Annotated in this window: 14 protein-coding genes; 8 read left to right on the forward strand and 6 right to left on the reverse strand. The window is 74.2% G+C overall.

Annotated features, from left to right (window positions below; all coding sequences use genetic code 11):
• Positions 1-89: 89 nt before the first annotated feature.
• Both PV410_RS21745 and PV410_RS21750 read right to left on the reverse strand, forming a co-directional pair.
• Positions 90-818 (reverse strand): type 1 glutamine amidotransferase, encoded by a 729-nt coding sequence (locus tag PV410_RS21745; protein WP_500326886.1) that lies wholly within the window; start codon positions 816-818, stop codon positions 90-92.
• 31 nt (positions 819-849) lie between these two features.
• Positions 850-2,088, reverse strand: a complete 1,239-nt coding sequence (locus tag PV410_RS21750) for a MurT ligase domain-containing protein (protein ID WP_500326888.1) — start codon at positions 2,086-2,088, stop codon at positions 850-852.
• Between the two features lie 163 nt (positions 2,089-2,251).
• On the opposite strand from PV410_RS21750, the gene def reads away from it, so the two are divergent.
• Positions 2,252-2,809 carry a peptide deformylase gene (gene def, locus PV410_RS21755; protein WP_500326890.1) on the forward strand — a complete coding sequence of 186 codons (558 nt, stop codon included), beginning with the start codon at positions 2,252-2,254 and terminating at the stop codon, positions 2,807-2,809.
• Here the strand turns inward: def and PV410_RS21760 are convergent.
• Positions 2,806-3,456, reverse strand: a complete 651-nt coding sequence (locus PV410_RS21760) for a TetR/AcrR family transcriptional regulator (RefSeq protein WP_500326892.1) — start codon at positions 3,454-3,456, stop codon at positions 2,806-2,808. The two genes, def and PV410_RS21760, sit on opposite strands and share 4 nt — an antisense overlap.
• A gap of 127 nt (positions 3,457-3,583) precedes the next feature.
• Between PV410_RS21760 and PV410_RS21765 the strand changes: the two genes are divergently transcribed.
• Positions 3,584-4,807, forward strand: coding sequence for an acyl-CoA dehydrogenase family protein (locus tag PV410_RS21765; RefSeq protein ID WP_500326894.1), 1,224 nt, complete (start codon positions 3,584-3,586; stop codon positions 4,805-4,807).
• A 12-nt stretch (positions 4,808-4,819) separates the two neighbouring features.
• On the opposite strand, the gene PV410_RS21770 is transcribed toward PV410_RS21765, so the two are convergent.
• Together PV410_RS21770 and PV410_RS21775 are read right to left on the reverse strand one after the other, a co-directional pair.
• Positions 4,820-5,170, reverse strand: coding sequence for a GMC oxidoreductase (locus PV410_RS21770; protein WP_500327184.1), 351 nt, complete (start codon positions 5,168-5,170; stop codon positions 4,820-4,822).
• A gap of 45 nt (positions 5,171-5,215) precedes the next feature.
• A complete protein-coding gene (locus PV410_RS21775) occupies positions 5,216-7,294 on the reverse strand; it encodes an FUSC family protein (RefSeq protein WP_500326896.1) in 2,079 nt (692 codons plus the stop codon).
• A gap of 570 nt (positions 7,295-7,864) precedes the next feature.
• Between PV410_RS21775 and PV410_RS21780 the strand changes: the two genes are divergently transcribed.
• From PV410_RS21780 to gnd, 4 genes are all read left to right on the forward strand, one after another.
• The gene (locus PV410_RS21780; protein ID WP_500326898.1) at positions 7,865-8,389 is read left to right on the forward strand and encodes a winged helix-turn-helix domain-containing protein; all 525 of its coding nucleotides are present in this window, start codon (positions 7,865-7,867) and stop codon (positions 8,387-8,389) included.
• Between the two features lie 176 nt (positions 8,390-8,565).
• Positions 8,566-10,683: an ATP-binding SpoIIE family protein phosphatase gene (locus PV410_RS21785; protein ID WP_500326900.1), complete on the forward strand. Its 2,118-nt coding sequence runs from the start codon at positions 8,566-8,568 to the stop codon at positions 10,681-10,683.
• 166 nt (positions 10,684-10,849) lie between these two features.
• Positions 10,850-11,473, forward strand: a complete 624-nt coding sequence (locus PV410_RS21790; protein ID WP_500326902.1) for an SRPBCC family protein — start codon at positions 10,850-10,852, stop codon at positions 11,471-11,473.
• Between the two features lie 93 nt (positions 11,474-11,566).
• Positions 11,567-13,006 (forward strand): NADP-dependent phosphogluconate dehydrogenase, encoded by a 1,440-nt coding sequence (gene gnd / locus PV410_RS21795; protein WP_500326904.1) that lies wholly within the window; start codon positions 11,567-11,569, stop codon positions 13,004-13,006.
• 45 nt (positions 13,007-13,051) lie between these two features.
• On the opposite strand, the gene PV410_RS21800 is transcribed toward gnd, so the two are convergent.
• Positions 13,052-14,593, reverse strand: a complete 1,542-nt coding sequence (locus PV410_RS21800; protein WP_500326906.1) for a SpoIIE family protein phosphatase — start codon at positions 14,591-14,593, stop codon at positions 13,052-13,054.
• Positions 14,594-14,896: 303 nt separating this feature from the next.
• On the opposite strand from PV410_RS21800, the gene PV410_RS21805 reads away from it, so the two are divergent.
• Complete coding sequence (locus PV410_RS21805; RefSeq protein WP_500326908.1) at positions 14,897-15,571, forward strand: LuxR C-terminal-related transcriptional regulator; 675 nt, start codon at positions 14,897-14,899, stop codon at positions 15,569-15,571.
• A complete protein-coding gene (locus tag PV410_RS21810) occupies positions 15,568-16,629 on the forward strand; it encodes a sensor histidine kinase (protein WP_500326910.1) in 1,062 nt (353 codons plus the stop codon). Before PV410_RS21805 ends, PV410_RS21810 begins: the two co-directional genes overlap by 4 nt.
• Positions 16,630-16,672 lie beyond the last annotated feature (43 nt).

Raw genomic sequence — 16,672 nt, forward strand, 5'->3', positions numbered from 1 at the left:
GGCGCGGGCGGCGGAAACGCCGCCCGCACTGCGGACACAACCCGGCCCTGGCCCCGTTTCCCCCGGTCGGACCCGCGACGTTGCGGACCTCAGGCGGGCTGGGACGCCGCCGCGATGCGCTCGGCGCGCAGCGCCTCGTACCACTGGTCGTCGACCGGCGGCAGCGCCCTGACGTCCATCGCCAGCTTGATCAGCATGTCCGCGATCTGCGGGTTCCGGGCCATGACGGGGCCGTGCATGTAGGTGCCGAAGACGGTCTCGTTGTACGCGCCCTCGGTGCCGTCGCCGGTGCCGTTGCCGTTGCCGAAGCGGGTCCGTGCCAGGGGGCGGGCGTTCTTGCCGACGTGCGTGACGCCCTGGTGGTTCTCGAAGCCGGTCAGCGGGGGCAGACCGAGGACGGGGTCGATGTCGGCCAGCACGTCGCCGACGCAGCGCTCGCCCTCGCCGCGGACGCTCACGACGTCCAGCAGGCCCAGGCCCGGTTCGGGACGGCCGAGGTCGTTGACGAACTCGTGGCCGATGATCTGGTAGCCGGCGCACACCGAGAAGACGATGGCGCCGTTGTCGACCGCGCGGTTCAGCCCGCCGTCGCGGCGCAGCCGCTCGGCGGCCAGCCGCTGCGGGCGGTCCTCGCCGCCGCCGATGAGGTAGATGTCACCGGAGGTCGGGATCGGCTGGTCGGACCGTACGTCGATCCGGGTGACCGGCACCCGCCGCTGGCGGGCCCGGCGCTCGGTGACCAGGACGTTGCCCTGGTCGCCGTAGGTGCTCAGCAGGTCGGGGTAGACCCACACCAGACGCAGGCTGGAGTCGCTCACAGCGTGTTCTCCTGTCGAAACGGGTCTTCGGTCAGTTGCCGACGCGGCGGCGCAGGTCCTGGAAGGCGGTGTAGTTGGCGATGGCCTCGATCCGGCCGGCCGGCGAGGTGCGCACCGCCTCGTCGAAGTCCCGGCACACCTCGAACTGCAGCCCCGCCACCTCGAGCCGGACCGCGAGGTCCAGCTTGCGGTCGCCGATGACCCGGATCGGGTGACCGGCCAGGCGGGTGTAGTCCACGTCCCACAGCCAGGAGGTGTCCGTGCCGTCGGCCCCGCGGGCGTTCACCGAGAGGATCACGGGGGTGGGCGGGCCGTCGATCAGCGAGAAGGTCTCCAGCCAGCCGGCCGGGTTCTTCGCCAGCAGCAGCCGTACGTCGCGGTCCTGGAAGGACACCACGTCGTAGCGGCCGGCGACGGCCTGCACCTTGTACATCCGCTCCAGGGCGACCTTGGGGTCGACCCCGAACGCGGCCGCCGCGGCGGCCGACACGGCGGCGTTGGACTTGTTGGCGCGGCCGGGCAGCTGGAGCTGGATCGGCCACGCGGACCCGTACGGGTCGATCACGTGGTCGCCGGACAGCGCCCAGGTCGGCGTCGGGCGGCGGAAACCGCACTCGCCGCAGAACCAGTCCTCGGCCGGCCGCTGCAGGACACCGCCGCAGGAGGGGCAGGACCAGGCGTCGTCCTTCCACTCCTGGCCCGCCGCGACCCACACGACGGTCGGGCACGAGGAGGCGGCCCAGGTGATCAGCGGGTCGTCGGCGTTGGCGATGATGATGGCGTCCGAGCCGGCCAGGCCCTCGCGCCACTTCTCGGCGAGCATGCGGGTCTCGGCGGCGCGGTCCAGCTGGTCCCGGGAGAGGTTGAGCAGGGCGATGGCCTTGGGCTTGACGTCACGGGCGACGCCGGCCAGGTACTTCTCGTCGACCTCGATCACGCCGTAGCGGGCCTCGGAGCCGCCGGCGAGCGCCGAGGTGATGCCGGCGGGCATGTTGGCGCCCAGGGCGTTGGAGACGACCTCGCCGTTGGCGCGCAGCGCCTCGGCGAGCAGCCTCGTCGTGGTGGTCTTGCCGTTGGTGGCCGAAACGAGCACGACGTCGAGATGGGTCGCCAGCCGGGCCAGCAGATCAGGGTCGAGTTTCAGGGCGACCCGGCCGCCGATCACCGATCCGCTGCCGCGCCCCGCCGCCCGCGACACTGCCGCCGCGGCCTTGCCCGCCGTCACGGCCAGCTTCGCCCGCGGCGACAGTGGCTCCGCATTGCCTGCCATCGTCTCCACATCCTCCTCGCGTCCGGCCCCGCTCACCTCCCCGGCCGTCGGGCCGGAGTGCGTGCCCCGGGCCGTTGCACCGGCCGGAAGGCATCGGTCGCCGATCAGCCTATCCACTTCCCCCACCGGCGCTGAAACGAGCCGCCCCCGTACGCTGGCCCGCATGCCACACGCCCCCATCCCCGGCAGCTCCGGGACCGTCCGCCCGATGCGGCTGCTGGGTGACCCCGGGCTCCGGGAGCCCTGCCGCGACGTGACCGTCTTCGACGCCGAACTCGCCCGTCTCGTCGAGGACTTGTTCGCCACGATGTACGCGCACGACGGGGTGGGGCTGGCCGCGAACCAGATCGGCGTGCCGCTGCGGGTGTTCGTCTTCGACTGCCCGGACGACGAGGACGTCCGGCACCTCGGCTACGTGGTCAACCCCCGCGTCGTGCACAACGAAGGGGTCGTGGTGACCGGCGAGGAGGGCTGCCTGTCGCTGCCGGGCGTCCACGCGGGCACCGCGCGGCACGACGAGACCGTCGTCGAGGGCGTCGGCACCGACGGCGCCCCGCTGCGCGTGGAGGGCACCGGCTTCTTCGCCCGCTGCCTCCAGCACGAGTGCGACCACCTCGGCGGCGGCCTGTTCGTCGACCGGCTCACCGGCCTGCGCCGCCGCCGCGCCCTGCGCGCCGTCCGCCGGGCCCCCTGGGGGCCGCCCGGTGACGACACGACCTAGAGGCGCGGCGCGCCCGGGCGGTCGCCCACGGCGGCGAGGCGGCCCCAGAGCAGGTCCGCGAGGTGGCGGACGAGGACGTCACGGGCGACGGGGCGCTCGCCCAGCCACCAGTCCCCGGCCGCGTGCATCATGCCGACGATGCCGTGGCCCCAGACCCGGGCCGCCACCTGGCCCTCCGGGCCGAGGTCGAGGCGCTCGGCGATGACGTCGGCCAGTTCCTCGCCCATGCGGCGCAGCACGGGGGCGGAGTGGCGGCCGATGTCGAAACCGCGGTCGGAGTCCGCGGTGCTCTCGGCGGGGTGCATCAGGAAGCGGTAGACCTGCGGCCGGGCCTCGATGGCCGACAGATAGGCGTCGAGGGTGGCCTCCACGCGGTCGCGGCGCTCGTTGGGGGCGTCGAGGGCGGCGCGCAGGTTGGCGAGCAGGGCGTCGGTGTGCCGCTTGGCCAGGGCTCGGTAAAGCCCGCTCTTGTCGCCGAAGTGACGGTACAGAATGGGCTTGGTGATGCCCGCCTCGGCGGCGATGGCGTTCATGGACGCCTCGGGGCCGTCACGCAGCACGACGCGGTCCGCGGCCTCGAGCAGCTCCCTGCGCCGCTCCTCCGCCGCGGACGGCGTCCGCCGCTCCTGCCGCTGGCTGGTGTCCACCCGAGCCTCCCCGCCCGTTCGAATTTCCTCGCGCCTGCGCAACGTAACACCCCTCGTCCGGTTGACATCCCTTACCAGCCGGTAACACACTGGCGTTACCGCAAGTAACAAGCACGTGGAGGGGACGATGGGCGACTTCTCGCTCGAGCTCAACGACGACCAGAAATCGGTGCGCGACTGGATCCACGGCTTCGCGGCCGACGTCATGCGCCCGGCTGCGGCGGAGTGGGACGAGCGCGAGGAGACCCCCTGGCCGGTGATCCAGGAGGCCGCGAAGATCGGACTCTACTCGCTCGACTTCTACGCCCAGCAGTACTTCGACCCGACCGGCCTCGGCATCCCGATCGCCATGGAGGAGCTCTTCTGGGGCGACGCGGGCATCGGCCTGTCCATCGTCGGCACCGGCCTGGCCGCCGTGGGCGTCCTGGCCAACGGCACCGAGGAACAGATCGGCACCTGGATCCCCCAGATGTACGGCGACGTCAACGACGTGAAGGTCGCCGCCTTCTGCTCCTCCGAGCCCGACGCGGGCTCCGACGTCGGCTCGATGCGCACCACCGCCGTGTACGACGAGGCCAAGGACGAGTGGGTGCTGGCCGGCACCAAGACCTGGGCGACCAACGGCGGCATAGCCAACGTCCACGTCGTCGTCGCCGTCGTCGACCCGGAGCTCGGCTCCAAGGGCCACGCCTCCTTCATCGTGCCGCCGGGCACCCCCGGACTCTCCCAGGGGCAGAAGTTCAAGAAGCACGGCATCCGCGCCTCGCACACCGCCGAGGTCGTGCTGGACGACGTCCGCATCCCGGGGAGTTGCCTGCTCGGAGGCAAGGAGAAGCTCGACGAGCGCCTCGCCAGGGCCCGCGAGCGGGCCAAGGGCGGCGAGCGGGTGAAGAACGCCGCCATGGCGACGTTCGAGGCCTCCCGCCCGGCCGTCGGCGCGATGGCGGTGGGCACCGCCCGCGCCGCGTACGAGGTAGCCCTCGACTACGCCACGACCCGCACCCAGTTCGGCCGCCCCATCATCGACAACCAGGGCGTCGCCTTCCAGTTGGCCGACATGCGCACCCAGATCGACGCGGCCCGCCTGCTGGTCTGGCGCGCCTCCTGGATGGCGATCTCGGGCAAGCCCTTCACCTCGGCCGAGGGCTCGATGTCCAAGCTGTACGCGAGCGAGACGGCGAAGAAGGTCACCGCCCAGGCCATCCAGATCCTCGGCGGCAACGGTTTCACCCGCGAGTACCCGGTGGAGCGCATGCACCGCGACGCCGCCATCTACACGATCTTCGAGGGCACGAGCGAGATCCAGCGCCTCGTCATCGCCCGCACCCTGTCGGGCATGCCGATCCGCTGACGCCCGGCGCGCTCACGCCGCCGTCCCGGTCGGCCCGGCCGCCTGCTCGGCGGTCGCGAGGACGGCGGCGTCGGCCTTCACCACGGGCGGGGAGGGCCTCACGGACGCGTCGACGACGCGGAGCCGGTCGACACCGTGCCGCCGCAGGAACCGCCGCGACTCGTCGGCCCCGTGGACGGGCCGCCGGCGAGTCGGCGGAGCCGCGGCGCCGACCGCACGGGCGATGCGCAGCCCGGTCGGCATCCGGTCCACGTATCGCTCGCCCGCCGGCAGCGCCGGGTCGATCACCGGCGACACCGAGGGGTCGGGCGACTCCAGCCGCACCGAGCCGCGGCTGTACGGGGTGAGCAGGCCGAACCCGATGGCGCGGCCGCTGGGCGGGCCCCACCCGAAACCCGCCGGGAGGCGTCAGCGGCGGCGGGAGGGGCGGGGGCGGGGGCGGGGACGGAGGGCGGTTTCGAGGTCGTCGAGGGTTTCCATGAGCAGTTCGGCGCTGCGGCGGACGATGCGGTCGGCGTCCGAGGGGGGCCATGCGTCGAGCGTGGCGCGGACGGGGGCGAAGTCCGGGGGGCGCCGTTCGCGGACCGCGGTGGCGGCGTCCGCGGTGGCCGTGCGCAGGTGCAGGGCGAAGGGGGCGGCGTCCGGGACCGGGTCGGCGTCGGGGGCCGGGAGGTGGGCCTCCATGAGCATGGGGACGCGGCCCATGGCCGACAGGGCCGCGTCGGCGCCGTCGGCGGCGCGGTGGGACAGGCCGCGGCCGCGGACGGGTTCGGCGTCGGCGCGGGCGACCGCCTGGTCCCAGGCGAGCGCGGCCGCGCGGGCGTCCAGCAGGGCCGCGCGCACGGCCTCGCGCCGTCCCCCGGCGGGGGCGGCGTGGGCCTCCATCGCGGCGGCAGCGTACCGCCCGGTGGCCTTGATGCGGTCGGCCAGCCGGTTCCGCAGCCGGGGGGTCTCCCAGGCCGGGAAGAGCGCGTACGCGGCCGTCGCCAGCATCCCGCCGAGGAGCGTGAGGAGCACGCGGTCGGGCACCGTCTGCGTCCAGCTGGAGCCGGCCATGCCGAGCAGGAAGACCACGTACGCCGACGCGGCCACCTGGGAGACCAGGTAGCCGGTGCGCAGGAGGCCGTACATCAGGGCGACCGACACCACCGCCAGCACGGCGCAGGGGTAGGGCCCCGGGGCGAAGGACTGCATCACGGCGGTCGCCACGGTGACGCCCGCCAGGGTGCCGATGAAGCGGGCCACGCTGCGGCCGTACGTCTGGGAGAAGTCGGGCCGCATCACCAGCACCGAGGTCAGGGGCGCCCAGTAGCCGTGCCCGAGCGGCAGGGCCACGCCCAGGGCGTAGCCCGCGGGGGTGACGGCGGCCAGCCGGACGGCGTGCCGGAAGACGGGCGAGTCGAAACGGGCCTCCCGCCGTACGGTGCGCGTGGCGAGCGGCAGGAGTTCGGCCACGCTGGGACGACGCAGGTGGGCGGTGTCGCTGCTCACCGAGCCGCCGCGGCCGGTGGCGGAGGAGACCGCCTCGCTGAGCAGCGCGACGAGCCGCAGCGCGGTGCGCCGGGCGGGCCCGGTCAGCCGCTCCTCCGGTACGGGCTCGACGAGCACCACGGAGTCCGCCTCCGGCGGTACGCGCACCGGCTGGGCCTCCCGTACCGCGCGCGCCACCGCGTCCAGCACGGAGGCCGCCGCGGCCAGCAGCTCGCGGGCCCGGTCGCGCTCCGGACCCTCGGCGGCGGCGCCGACCGCGGGATCGGCGAGCGAGGCCAGCACGGGACGGATGCGCTCGGCCAGCACCCGCTTGCCGCGCAGCGCGGCCGGGCGCCGCCGCGCCTGCCGGTCGGTGATGACGGCGGCGTTGCGCGCGGTCATCAGCGGCTGGGGGTCGAACGGCGCCACCGGGTCGTGCCGCAGCCGGCGTGCGTAGTCCGCCTCCGCCGCGAAGGCGTCGGCCAGCGCGTCGCGCTGCCGGCCCCAGCGGCGCACCGGGAACAGCACGATCAGCCCCGCCTGCACGACCCCGCCCGCCGCGATGACCAGCGCGTGGCCGAAGGCGCCCAGCACGGAGGTCGGCAGGGTGATCACGACCAGCATGACGGCGACGGTGAGGGACGAGACGATGCCCGCGGTGGGCCCCAGCGCCCAGGCCATGCCCGCCAGGAACGCCCAGACCGCCAGCAGCACCACGAACACCCACCAGTGCGCCCCCGCCAGGTAGCCCAGGAAGGTGCTGACGGCGAGGCCGGTACCGGCGACCAGCGCCAGCACCGGCCGGGGCCGCCAGCTGCGCTGGAAGGTGGCCATGCCGGAGGCGAAGGCGCCGAAGGCCGAGGAAGCGGCCACCGAGGGGCCGGCCAGCCACAGCGAGAGGCCGATGACGATGGCGACGCCCGCGGCGGCGCGCAGCGCGACGAGCGGTTCCAGCCCGGCGCGCTCGATCCGCAGCCCTTCGCGGGCACTGCGGCGCAGGGCGCGCAACCAGGTCATGAGGCTGAGGATAGGACGGGTAGGACGAGGAGGGCCGGGTAAGCGCAGCGCAAGATCCGTTCCGGCGAGTCCCAGGAGGCAGACCGCCATGACCGCCCCAGCACGACGGGCCACCGTGCCGCCCGTGCCGCCCGCCCCGAGCCCGGTGCCGCCCTTCCCGCCCGACCCCGTACCGCCCGCCCCGCATCCGGTCCCCGGACCGACCCCCGACCCCGTGCCCGCGCCGCCCCCGCAGCCGGAGCCCGAGCCCGAACCCCAACCGGCGCCGCAACCTCTGTAATGCCTGGTCAGAGCCGTGAAGTGAGCCATCGCTGTCCCGGTGGGCGTCCCGTCTGGTTCAATGGGTGCCATGGCCAGCCTCACTGACACCGCGACAGGTCGCAGCGACCTCGAGCCGTTCTGGCCGTCCAGGCAGGAGTACCAGTTCGACCGGGAGTGTTGTCGCGCGGTCCCCGCGCGGACCCCGGCCCACAGCTGACGCCGTCCCCCGGTCGCCGCCCGCTGCCGGCCTCCCGGCGGTCCCGCGCAATACGTCGTCCCACGACCCTTCGCGCGAGAGCCGAGACCTCCATGTCGTCCAGCACCCAGTCCCTGCCCCTGCCCGCCGTTAACCGTCAGCACCTGCGCGCCGTCCGCTCCGGCGACGTCCCGCCGGTGCCGGACTTCCTCCCGCCCGGCGCCACCTGGCTGCCCGCCCCCGGCCACCTGATGCCCACGGGCGTCGGCGGGCCGCCGATGGTCGGCTACCTCGTCCTCGTCCCCATCGAGGGGCAGCCGGTGCCCCCGTCCCCGGCATCCGCCGACCTGCCGGTCACCGTCGACGGCGAGCGCCGCGTCGCCCAGGTGCGCGGCCGCGCACTCGACCTGACCTACCTGGAGTTCGAGCTGCTCGCCCACCTGGTGGCGCATCCGCACCGCGTGCACACCCGCGACCAGCTCGTCACCACGGTCTGGGGGTACGGCCACGTCGGGGACGGACGCACCGTCGACGTCCACATCGCCCGGCTGCGCCGCAAGCTCGGCCCCGAACACCGCGGCAGCATCGTGACCGTGCGCCGGGTCGGCTACAAGTACGCGCCGCCGGCGGCCCGCTGAGCCGTCCGGCGGACGGCGGAGGGGGGCCGGGCGGCCGCCGGGAGCGTTCCCGGAACCGGCGGAAACCCGGCTCTCCCACAGGTCCCCTCTGTAGCATGTCCCCCTACCGGACTATGGGTACGCTGTCACCGTTCCGGTGCGGCTCGACGCAGCGGGGAGCAGGTCCGGAGGGCGTGATGGCTGAGTCTCGGCAGTGGGCGCCCCCTGCGCCCGCGACGGTCGCCTGGCCGGCTCCCGCCGCCGCCCACATGTCGCTCAACGACGTCGGCGGCTTCGACTGGGACCTCGACCGCGACCGCATGCACCTCGACGAACACGCCCTGCGGACCGTCGACCTGCGCCCGCAGGACTTCGACGGCGACCCGAAGGCGCTGTTCTCCCGGCTGGCGCCCGACGAGGCCGGCGACGTCACCCGGACGATCACCCAGGCCCTCGGCGAGGGCCACTCCTCCTTCCGCGCCTTCAGCCGGCTCACCCGGCGCGACGGCCGCCGTGGCTGGATACGTTTCCAGGGCCGCATCGTCCGCGACGGCACCGGCCGGGCGAACCGGGTGATCGGCATCGTCAGCGACGCCACCGACGAACTCGCCCAGGCGGCGGAGTGCCTGCGCGCGGACGAGGACCACCCGACCGAGAGCACCCTGGTCATGGAGGTCACCGCGTCGCTGGCCCGGGCCGTGACCGTGCGCGACGTGACCGCGGCCCTCACCGGGAACCCCAGGATGGACCGGCTCGGCATAGCCAGCCTCTTCCTCGGCCAGGTCGAGGCCGGCCGGGTCCACGTGGTGAGCGACGCCAAGGCCAGCAGTTGGGTGCCGTCGCTGCAGTACACGCGGATCGAGGACGACTTCCCGATGAGCGAGGTGGTACGGACCCTCGTCCCGCGCTTCATCACCTCCGGCGAGGAGTTCGCCCGGCGCTACCCCAAGTTGTGGCCGCACATCGAGCCGCTCGGCGCCTCCGCCGCCGCGTACCTCCCGCTGATCGCCCAGGGCCAGCCCATCGGCGCCCTGGGCCTGCTGTACCGGCACAAGCAGGGTTTCTCCCCGCAGGAGCGCCATCTGCTGATCGCGCTCAGCGGCAGCATCGCGCAGAGCCTGCAGCGGGCCATCCTCTTCGACCAGGAGCACGACATCGCGCAGGGTCTGCAGACCGCGATGCTGCCCCGCACCATCCCGCGCATCCCCGGCACCGAGATAGCGGTGCGCTACCGCTCCGCCCGGCTGGCCCGGGACATCGGCGGCGACTGGTACGACGTCGTGGCGATGCCCGGCGGCCGGGTCGCCGTCATCATCGGCGACGTCCAGGGCCACGACACCCACGCCACGGCCGTCATGGGCCAGTTGCGGATCGCCTTGCGGGCCTACGCCGGCGAGGGCCATCCGCCCGCCAGCGTCATGGCGCGGGCCTCGGCCTTCCTGTACGAGCTCGACACCGACCGCTTCGCCACCTGCCTGTACGCGCAGGTCGACCCGGCCACCGGGTCCGCCCTGCTGGTGCGGGCAGGCCACATCGACCCGCTGGTCCGGCAGGCCGATGGCACCGTGCGCGTGCTGCCCACCGCGGGCGGGCTGCCGCTGGGCCTGTCCGCCCAGTTCGGCAGGCCCGACTACCCGGTCACCCCCGCTGAACTCGGTCCCGGCGACACCCTCCTGATGTTCAGTGACGGACTCGTCGAGCGGCCCGGCGCCGACCTCGACGACGGCGTGCGGCGGCTGGCCGGGGCGCTGGGCGAAGGCCCGCGCGAGGTCGGGGACCTCGCCGACCACCTCACCGCCGTCATGGGCGAGCAGGCCACCGACGACGACATGGCCCTGCTGCTGCTCCGGCGCGACAGCGACGCCTCCCCGCACCCGCCGCACCGGCTGCACCGGCACATCGCCCCCGGCGACCCCAAGGCCCTGTCCGAGGCCCGGGCCACGGTCCGTGACGCCATGGCGGGCTGGGGCCTGAGCGACCGGGTGGACGAGGCGGAACTCGCCGCCGGCGAGCTGATCACCAACGCGCTGGTGCACACCGACGGCGGCGCCGTGCTCACCCTGCGCATGCTCCCCGACGCGTCCCTGGCCCACGCCACCCCGGACGCCACCCGGCGGCTGCGCATCGAGGTGCACGACCTCGCGGCGAACTGGCCTCGCCGTCGCCGGCCCGGCGACGGCGAGGTGTCCGGGCGCGGTCTGCTGCTGGTCGACCGGCTCGCCGACGCGTGGGGTGTGGAGCCGCACGGTTCCGGCAAGGCAGTGTGGTGCGAATTCCGCGACCGCAGGAGCGGTTCGGAGCCCCTCGGGCACTGACGGTGAGGGTCCGCCGGCACACCGTTCGCGCCGGTCACGCACCCTGGATTCACCCGGACGGCTCACCCGCCACGACACACCGCCCGATTGGACGCAGGCTGTCGGTGAGGAGCCAAGAAGCCACTCTGCTCACATGCTGGCCGCGCCGGCACCGGGGAGGTCTGCGATGCCGACGGTGTCTACGAGCGTGATCGTCACCCGTACCGTGGAAGAGGTCTTCACCTTCCTTGCCGACGCCCGCAACCTCGCGTCGTGGAACTCCGGCATCGCCGCCGTGGCGGCGGACGCCGTACCGCCCGGCGAGCGGGCCGTCTACCGCTACCACTATCCGGGCCGCCACCGGGAGCACCGGCTGGAGTGCTCGGTCTACCAGCCCTGCCGGCGGATCGCCTACCGCGGCCGGCGGATGTGGAGCCCGCTGGGCACCCAGACGCCCGAGTTCGCGTTCCGGATGCTGCCGCACTCGCGGGGCGCGTTCGTCCAGCTCCAGGTCACCTGCCAGCTCGGCGGCGGCATGCTGCTGCTGAGCCCGTTCCTGGGCTGGGCGTGGCGCCGCGACCTCCCTGAGGACGCGCGCCGGCTGCGCGAGGCCCTCGGCGACCACACGGTGGCGCCGCCCCTGCTACCGCCGCCTCCGCCACCACCTGCGCCGGTGGGACAGCTCAGGGCGGCCCAGGCCCGGGCACCGGCGGGCGAGGTCGTCGGAGCCGTTCCCGCGCCGCCGGCCAGGGGGCTGCGCCGTGCCATGGGCCGTGTAGCAGGTCAGGGCCGGATCGGCACGGGCAGCTGACGGATCCGCTGGAATCCCGGCCGCCCGGCCGGTTCGCTGACAGGCTGGACGCCGTACGTGCCCCCCGCACCACAGCACAGAGAGGAACCGCAGATGGCGGAGCAGGCCCGCATCGGCGTCACCGGACTCGCGGTCATGGGCCGCAACCTGGCCCGGAACCTCGCGCGGCACGGCCACCCGGTGGCCTTGTACAACCGCACCCCGGCCAGGACGCGCTCCCTCGTGGAGGAGTTCGGCGGCGAGGGCGAGTTCCATCCGGCGGAGTCCCTCAAGGAGTTCGTCGACTCACTCGAACGGCCCCGGCGCATCATCATCATGGTCAAGGCCGGTGCCCCCACCGACGCCGTGATCGACGAGCTGGTGCCGCTGCTGGAGCCCGGCGACATGGTCGTCGACGGCGGCAACGCCGACTACCGCGACACCCGGCGCCGGGAGAAGGCGCTGCGCGAACAGGGTCTGCACTTCGTCGGCACCGGGATCTCCGGCGGCGAGGAGGGCGCCCTCAACGGTCCCTCGATCATGCCGGGCGGCTCCGTGGAGTCGTACGAGTCGCTCGGCCCGATCCTCGAGGACATCGCCGCCAAGGTCGACGGGGTGCCGTGCTGCACCCACGTGGGCCCGGACGGTGCCGGGCACTTCGTCAAGATGGTCCACAACGGCATCGAGTACTCCGACATGCAGCTCATCGCCGAGGCCTACGACCTGCTGCGGCACGCCGCGGGCAAGCGGCCGGGCGAGATCGCGGAGATCTTCCGCACCTGGAACTCCGGCCGCCTGGAGTCGTACCTCGTCGAGATCACCGCGGAGGTGCTGGCCCACACGGACGCCGACACCGGCAAACCGTTCGTCGACGTGGTGCTGGACCAGGCCGGCCAGAAGGGCACCGGCAGCTGGACGGTGCAGAACGCCCTGGAGTTCGGCGTCCCCGTCTCCGGCATCGCCGAGGCGGTCTTCGCACGGTCGCTGTCCGGCAGCGCGGAGCTGCGGGCCGCCTCGCGCGGGCTGCCCGGACCGGCGGAGACCTGGCTGGACAGCGCGGCGGGCGACCGCTTCGCGGACGACGTCGAGCAGGCGCTGTACGCCTCCAAGATCGTCGCCTACGCCCAGGGGTTCAACCTGATCCAGGCGGGCAGCAACGAGTTCGGCTGGGACATCGACGCGGGCTCCATGGCGACGATCTGGCGCGGCGGCTGCATCATCCGGGCGCGCTTCCTCAACCGCATCAAGGAGGCGTTCGACTCCGAGCCGGGCCGCCCCACCCTGCTGACGGACGCGCACTTCGCCGAGGCCCTCGGCAACGCGCAGGCGGCATGGCGGCGGGTCGTCTCCACGGCGGCACAACTCGGCGTGCCCGCACCGGGCTTCTCCGCGGCGCTGGCGTACTACGACGCCCTGCGGGCGGAGCGGCTGCCCGCCGCGCTCATCCAGGGGCAGCGCGACTTCTTCGGCGCCCACACCTACAAGCGGGTGGACAAGCCCGGCTCCTTCCACACGCTCTGGGGCGGCGACCGCTCGGAGCACCCGGCCGACTGACGCCGGCCGACGCCCGATGTCGCGTGGGCCCGGCCTCGGCCGGGCCTACGCGGCGACCGGCGGGGTGATCACCTGCTCCGCCCAGACCGTCTTGCCCGTCTCCGTGTAGCGGGTGCCCTGGGCGTCGGTGAGCTGCGCGACGATGGACAGCCCCCGGCCGTCCTGGTCGCTGGGCGCCGCGTGGCGCGGGTGCGGGGCGGCGCTGCAGGAGTCCGACACCTCGCAGACCAGGACCCGGTCGCGGATGATCCGCAGCCGGATCGGCCCCGTGGAGTACCGGATGGCGTTGGTGACGAGTTCGCTGACGACCAGCGTGGTGGTGAAGGACAGTTCCGGGAGCTTCCAGTCCGTCAGCAGGCGGTCCGTCCAGGCCCGTGCCTCCGCCACCGCCGCGGGATCGTTGGACACCTCGCGGGTGGCGACGTCGCCGGCGTTCAGGGCGCGGGTGCGGGCGGCGAGGAGCACCGGCTCCGAGCCGGGTGCCGCGGTGCGCAGGACGCCGTCCAGCACCGTCGCCGGCTCGGCCGCCTCCCCGCCGCCGGCGGGCAGCACGCGCAGCCCGGTGACCTGGCCGGCGCCCTCCGAGCCGATGGGGAGCCCGTCCGTGCCGCAGCTCAGCAGCAGCACGCTGCCGGGCGGCACGTCGCACTCGGTGACCTCCGGCCCGCCGGGTACGGGAGCGTCCTCCTCCACTTCCTCCGCCGCCTCCGGGGGCGTGGCGGGCAGAGCCTGGGCCGGGTAACCGCCGCACGCCACGGTGCAGCGGCAGGCCACCGGGTCGTAGACGACGATCAGGCACCGGTCGGCCTCGTCGGCGAGGGGGGTCGCGGTGGGCCGGTGGAGCCGGGAGATGACCTCGCCCGGGCTCATGTCGAGCAGTATCAGCGCCCGGACCGCGGCCTTGAGCTGGCTCATCGCCGTCGCCGCGGGGACGCCCTGCCCGCGTACCGAACCGGTCACCAGGGCCACCCGGGCGCTGGGGAGCGGGATGACGTCCACCCAGGCCCCCGGGGCCGCGGCCGGCGGCAGGTGCCCCCGGGGGTCCTCGATCGCGGTGACCCGCGGGCCCTGCGGCGCCAGCAGGGCCTGCTGCAGGATCCGTCCGGCGGCGTTCTGGACCAGGCGCCGGCGGGCATCGTCCAGCAGCCTGGCGGCCCTGCGGGCCAGACGGCCCGCCGCCATCAGGTCGGCCCGGGAGAAGGCCGGGGAGCCCGTCGTCCGGTAGAAGGCCGCGACCCCCAGGACGACACCGCCGACGTCCAGCGGCATCACGAGCAGGGAGTGCGTGCCCGTGATCCGCAGCAGGGGGGCGCGCACCGGGTCGCGGGCGAGCCACCCCGTCTGCGGGCGGAGGTTCATCACCAGGTGCGGCCGCAGGTCGGTCAGCGACGCGTGGTACGGAGTCCTGGGCGGCAGGCTGCTGACGTCGCCGACCTCGAAGGCGCGCGGTACCGCGGTGCCCCGGGCCGCCCGGAAGGCCCCCCGGCGGAAGGTGAGTCCGGTGGCGGGCAGCCCGGAGATGGCGGCCTGCTCCGAGACGGTGGCGTCCGAGACCTCGACGGCGGCGAAGTCGGCCACGGTCGGCACGGCTGAATCCACGAGCTGCTGGGCTGCGTCGTAGGACCACGGCCGGTCCACAGGGCCGGCCTGGGGCGGGAGGGTGGCACAGAGCATGACGGTCGCCTCGGGTGAGGTCGGGGTCGGCGGACTGTTTGGTAGGCATTTCAAACACTTGTCTTCCGCTTTCGAGGCTGCCCCTCCGGCCGGGCGAACGCATCCCCGTCGATCCGCAGAGGTCATCCGGGATTCCCCGCAGATGTGACTGCGGGTTTCCCGCAACACCGGCGGCGCGGGCTGCCCGCCGCGCGCGCCCGATCTAACGTGTGTGCTATGGACGTCCTCAGCCGCCCCGACGGCAGGCAGCCGCACCCGGTCATCTCGGTCGTACTCGCCGACGACCACCTGGTGGTGCGCGCGGGCATGCGGCTGCTGATGGCCGCCGACCCGGCCTTCGAGATCGTCGCCGAGACGTCCACCGTTCCGGAGACCCTGGAAGCCGTCCGGCGCCACCACCCGAGGGTGCTCGTCCTGGACCTGACCATGTCGGGCAGGTCCAGCCTGCCGACGATCCCGGCACTGCTGACCGAGTCGCCCAGGACGCGCATCCTGGTGCTGACCATGCAGGAGGACCCGGCGTTCGCCCGCGAGGCGCTGCGCACGGGGGCGGCCGGCTACCTGCTGAAGGAGGCCGCCGCCGAGGAACTGCTCGCCGCCGCCCACCAGGTCGCCGGTGGCGCCACCTATGTGCAGCCCTCGCTGGGGGCGCGGCTGGCGGTCGAGGACCTGGACCTGGCGGAACGGCACCACGAGGAGCCGCTCACCGACCGGGAGGCCCAGGTGCTGACCCTGCTGGCGCTGGGGCACACCAACCAGGAGATCGCCCGGCGCCTGTTCGTCTCCGAACGGACGGTGGAGACCCACCGGTCACGGCTGCGGGACAAGCTCGGCAAGGACAGCCGGGCCGAGTTGATCGCCGCGGCCAGAGAGCGCGGGCTGGTGGCATGACGCCGTCCGGCCCTGGAAGGACCGGGACGCGCCTGGCCCTGGAGGGGCTGGGCACCTGTCTCCTCGCGGCGGCGACCGTCATGGAGGTCACCGACCGCTCGCAGGGCTGGGAGCTCGTCCTCGCCCTCGCGGCGGCCGTCTGTTATGTGCTGCTCACCCCCCTGGTGGCGCCGCGGCAGCGGCTGTGGCTGGTGGTGGCCATCGCCTTCGCGCTGATGCTGACGGTGGCCGGGACGGTCCGCGTCGCCCAGCAGCCCTCGCTGAACGTCCTGCACGTGCTGCCGCTGCTGCTGGTCGCCTACGCGCTCTTCGCCGTCCGTTCCTCGGCGCGCCGGGATGCGAGGCTGCGCCGCGAGCGCGTCAGGGCCCGGCACGACGGCGAGGAGCGCGAGCGCCGCCGCTGGGCGCGTGAGCTGCACGACGACACCCTGCAGGAACTGGGGGCGGTCCAGGTGGTGCTGTCCACCGCCGCCGCGGACGGGCGGCCGGAGGCCATGCGGGAGGCCATCGACCAGGCACGCGGCCTCGTCGGCAACCAGATCGCCTCGCTGCGGCACCTGATCGTCGACCTGCGTCCGGTGGTGCTGGACGAGCTGGGGCTGCGCCCGGCCCTGCAGGCGCTGTGCCGGCGCTCCTTCGAGACGTACGGCATCCGCACCGAGTTGCGGCTCGGCGCGCACGCGGACACCGTCGGCGGCCAGCTCACCGCCGAGACGCAGGCGCAGATGTACCGGATCGTCCAGGAGGCGATCACCAACGCCGTGAAGCACGCCGAGCCGACCCGCGTCGTGGTCAGCCTGGAGAGCGACCAGCGCTCCGTGCACGTGGCGATCACCGACAACGGGCACGGCATGGCCGCGGCGACCGCCGCGGGCCGCGGCACCTTCCGCGCCGCGGAGCCGCCGTCGCCGCAGACCCGGGGCATGGGGCTGTCCGCGATGCGCGAGCGCGCCGAGCTGATCGACGCCCGGCTCGCCGTCCGCAGCGCCCCGGGCGAGGGCACGACCGTCGACCTGCGGGTGCCGTGCGAGCCGCGCGAGGTGCCCGGCGAGGGGTGAGCACGGCCCGCCTGCGCGGGCGGGGACCTCGACCGGCAGTATG

It is taken from the genome of Streptomyces sp. PA03-5A (assembly GCF_033792725.1).
Classification (GTDB): Bacteria; Actinomycetota; Actinomycetes; order Streptomycetales; family Streptomycetaceae; genus Actinacidiphila.

Coding starts and splice junctions, on each gene's coding strand:
- PV410_RS21750 (WP_500326888.1), bottom strand. CDS start 2,088: ATGGCAGGCAATGCGGAGCCACTGTCGCCGCGGGCGAAGCTGGCCGTG.
- def (WP_500326890.1), top strand. CDS start 2,252: ATGCCACACGCCCCCATCCCCGGCAGCTCCGGGACCGTCCGCCCGATG.
- PV410_RS21765 (WP_500326894.1), top strand. CDS start 3,584: ATGGGCGACTTCTCGCTCGAGCTCAACGACGACCAGAAATCGGTGCGC.
- PV410_RS21775 (WP_500326896.1), bottom strand. CDS start 7,294: ATGACCTGGTTGCGCGCCCTGCGCCGCAGTGCCCGCGAAGGGCTGCGG.
- PV410_RS21780 (WP_500326898.1), top strand. CDS start 7,865: ATGTCGTCCAGCACCCAGTCCCTGCCCCTGCCCGCCGTTAACCGTCAG.
- PV410_RS21785 (WP_500326900.1), top strand. CDS start 8,566: ATGGCTGAGTCTCGGCAGTGGGCGCCCCCTGCGCCCGCGACGGTCGCC.
- PV410_RS21790 (WP_500326902.1), top strand. CDS start 10,850: ATGCCGACGGTGTCTACGAGCGTGATCGTCACCCGTACCGTGGAAGAG.
- gnd (WP_500326904.1), top strand. CDS start 11,567: ATGGCGGAGCAGGCCCGCATCGGCGTCACCGGACTCGCGGTCATGGGC.
- PV410_RS21805 (WP_500326908.1), top strand. CDS start 14,897: ATGGACGTCCTCAGCCGCCCCGACGGCAGGCAGCCGCACCCGGTCATC.
- PV410_RS21810 (WP_500326910.1), top strand. CDS start 15,568: ATGACGCCGTCCGGCCCTGGAAGGACCGGGACGCGCCTGGCCCTGGAG.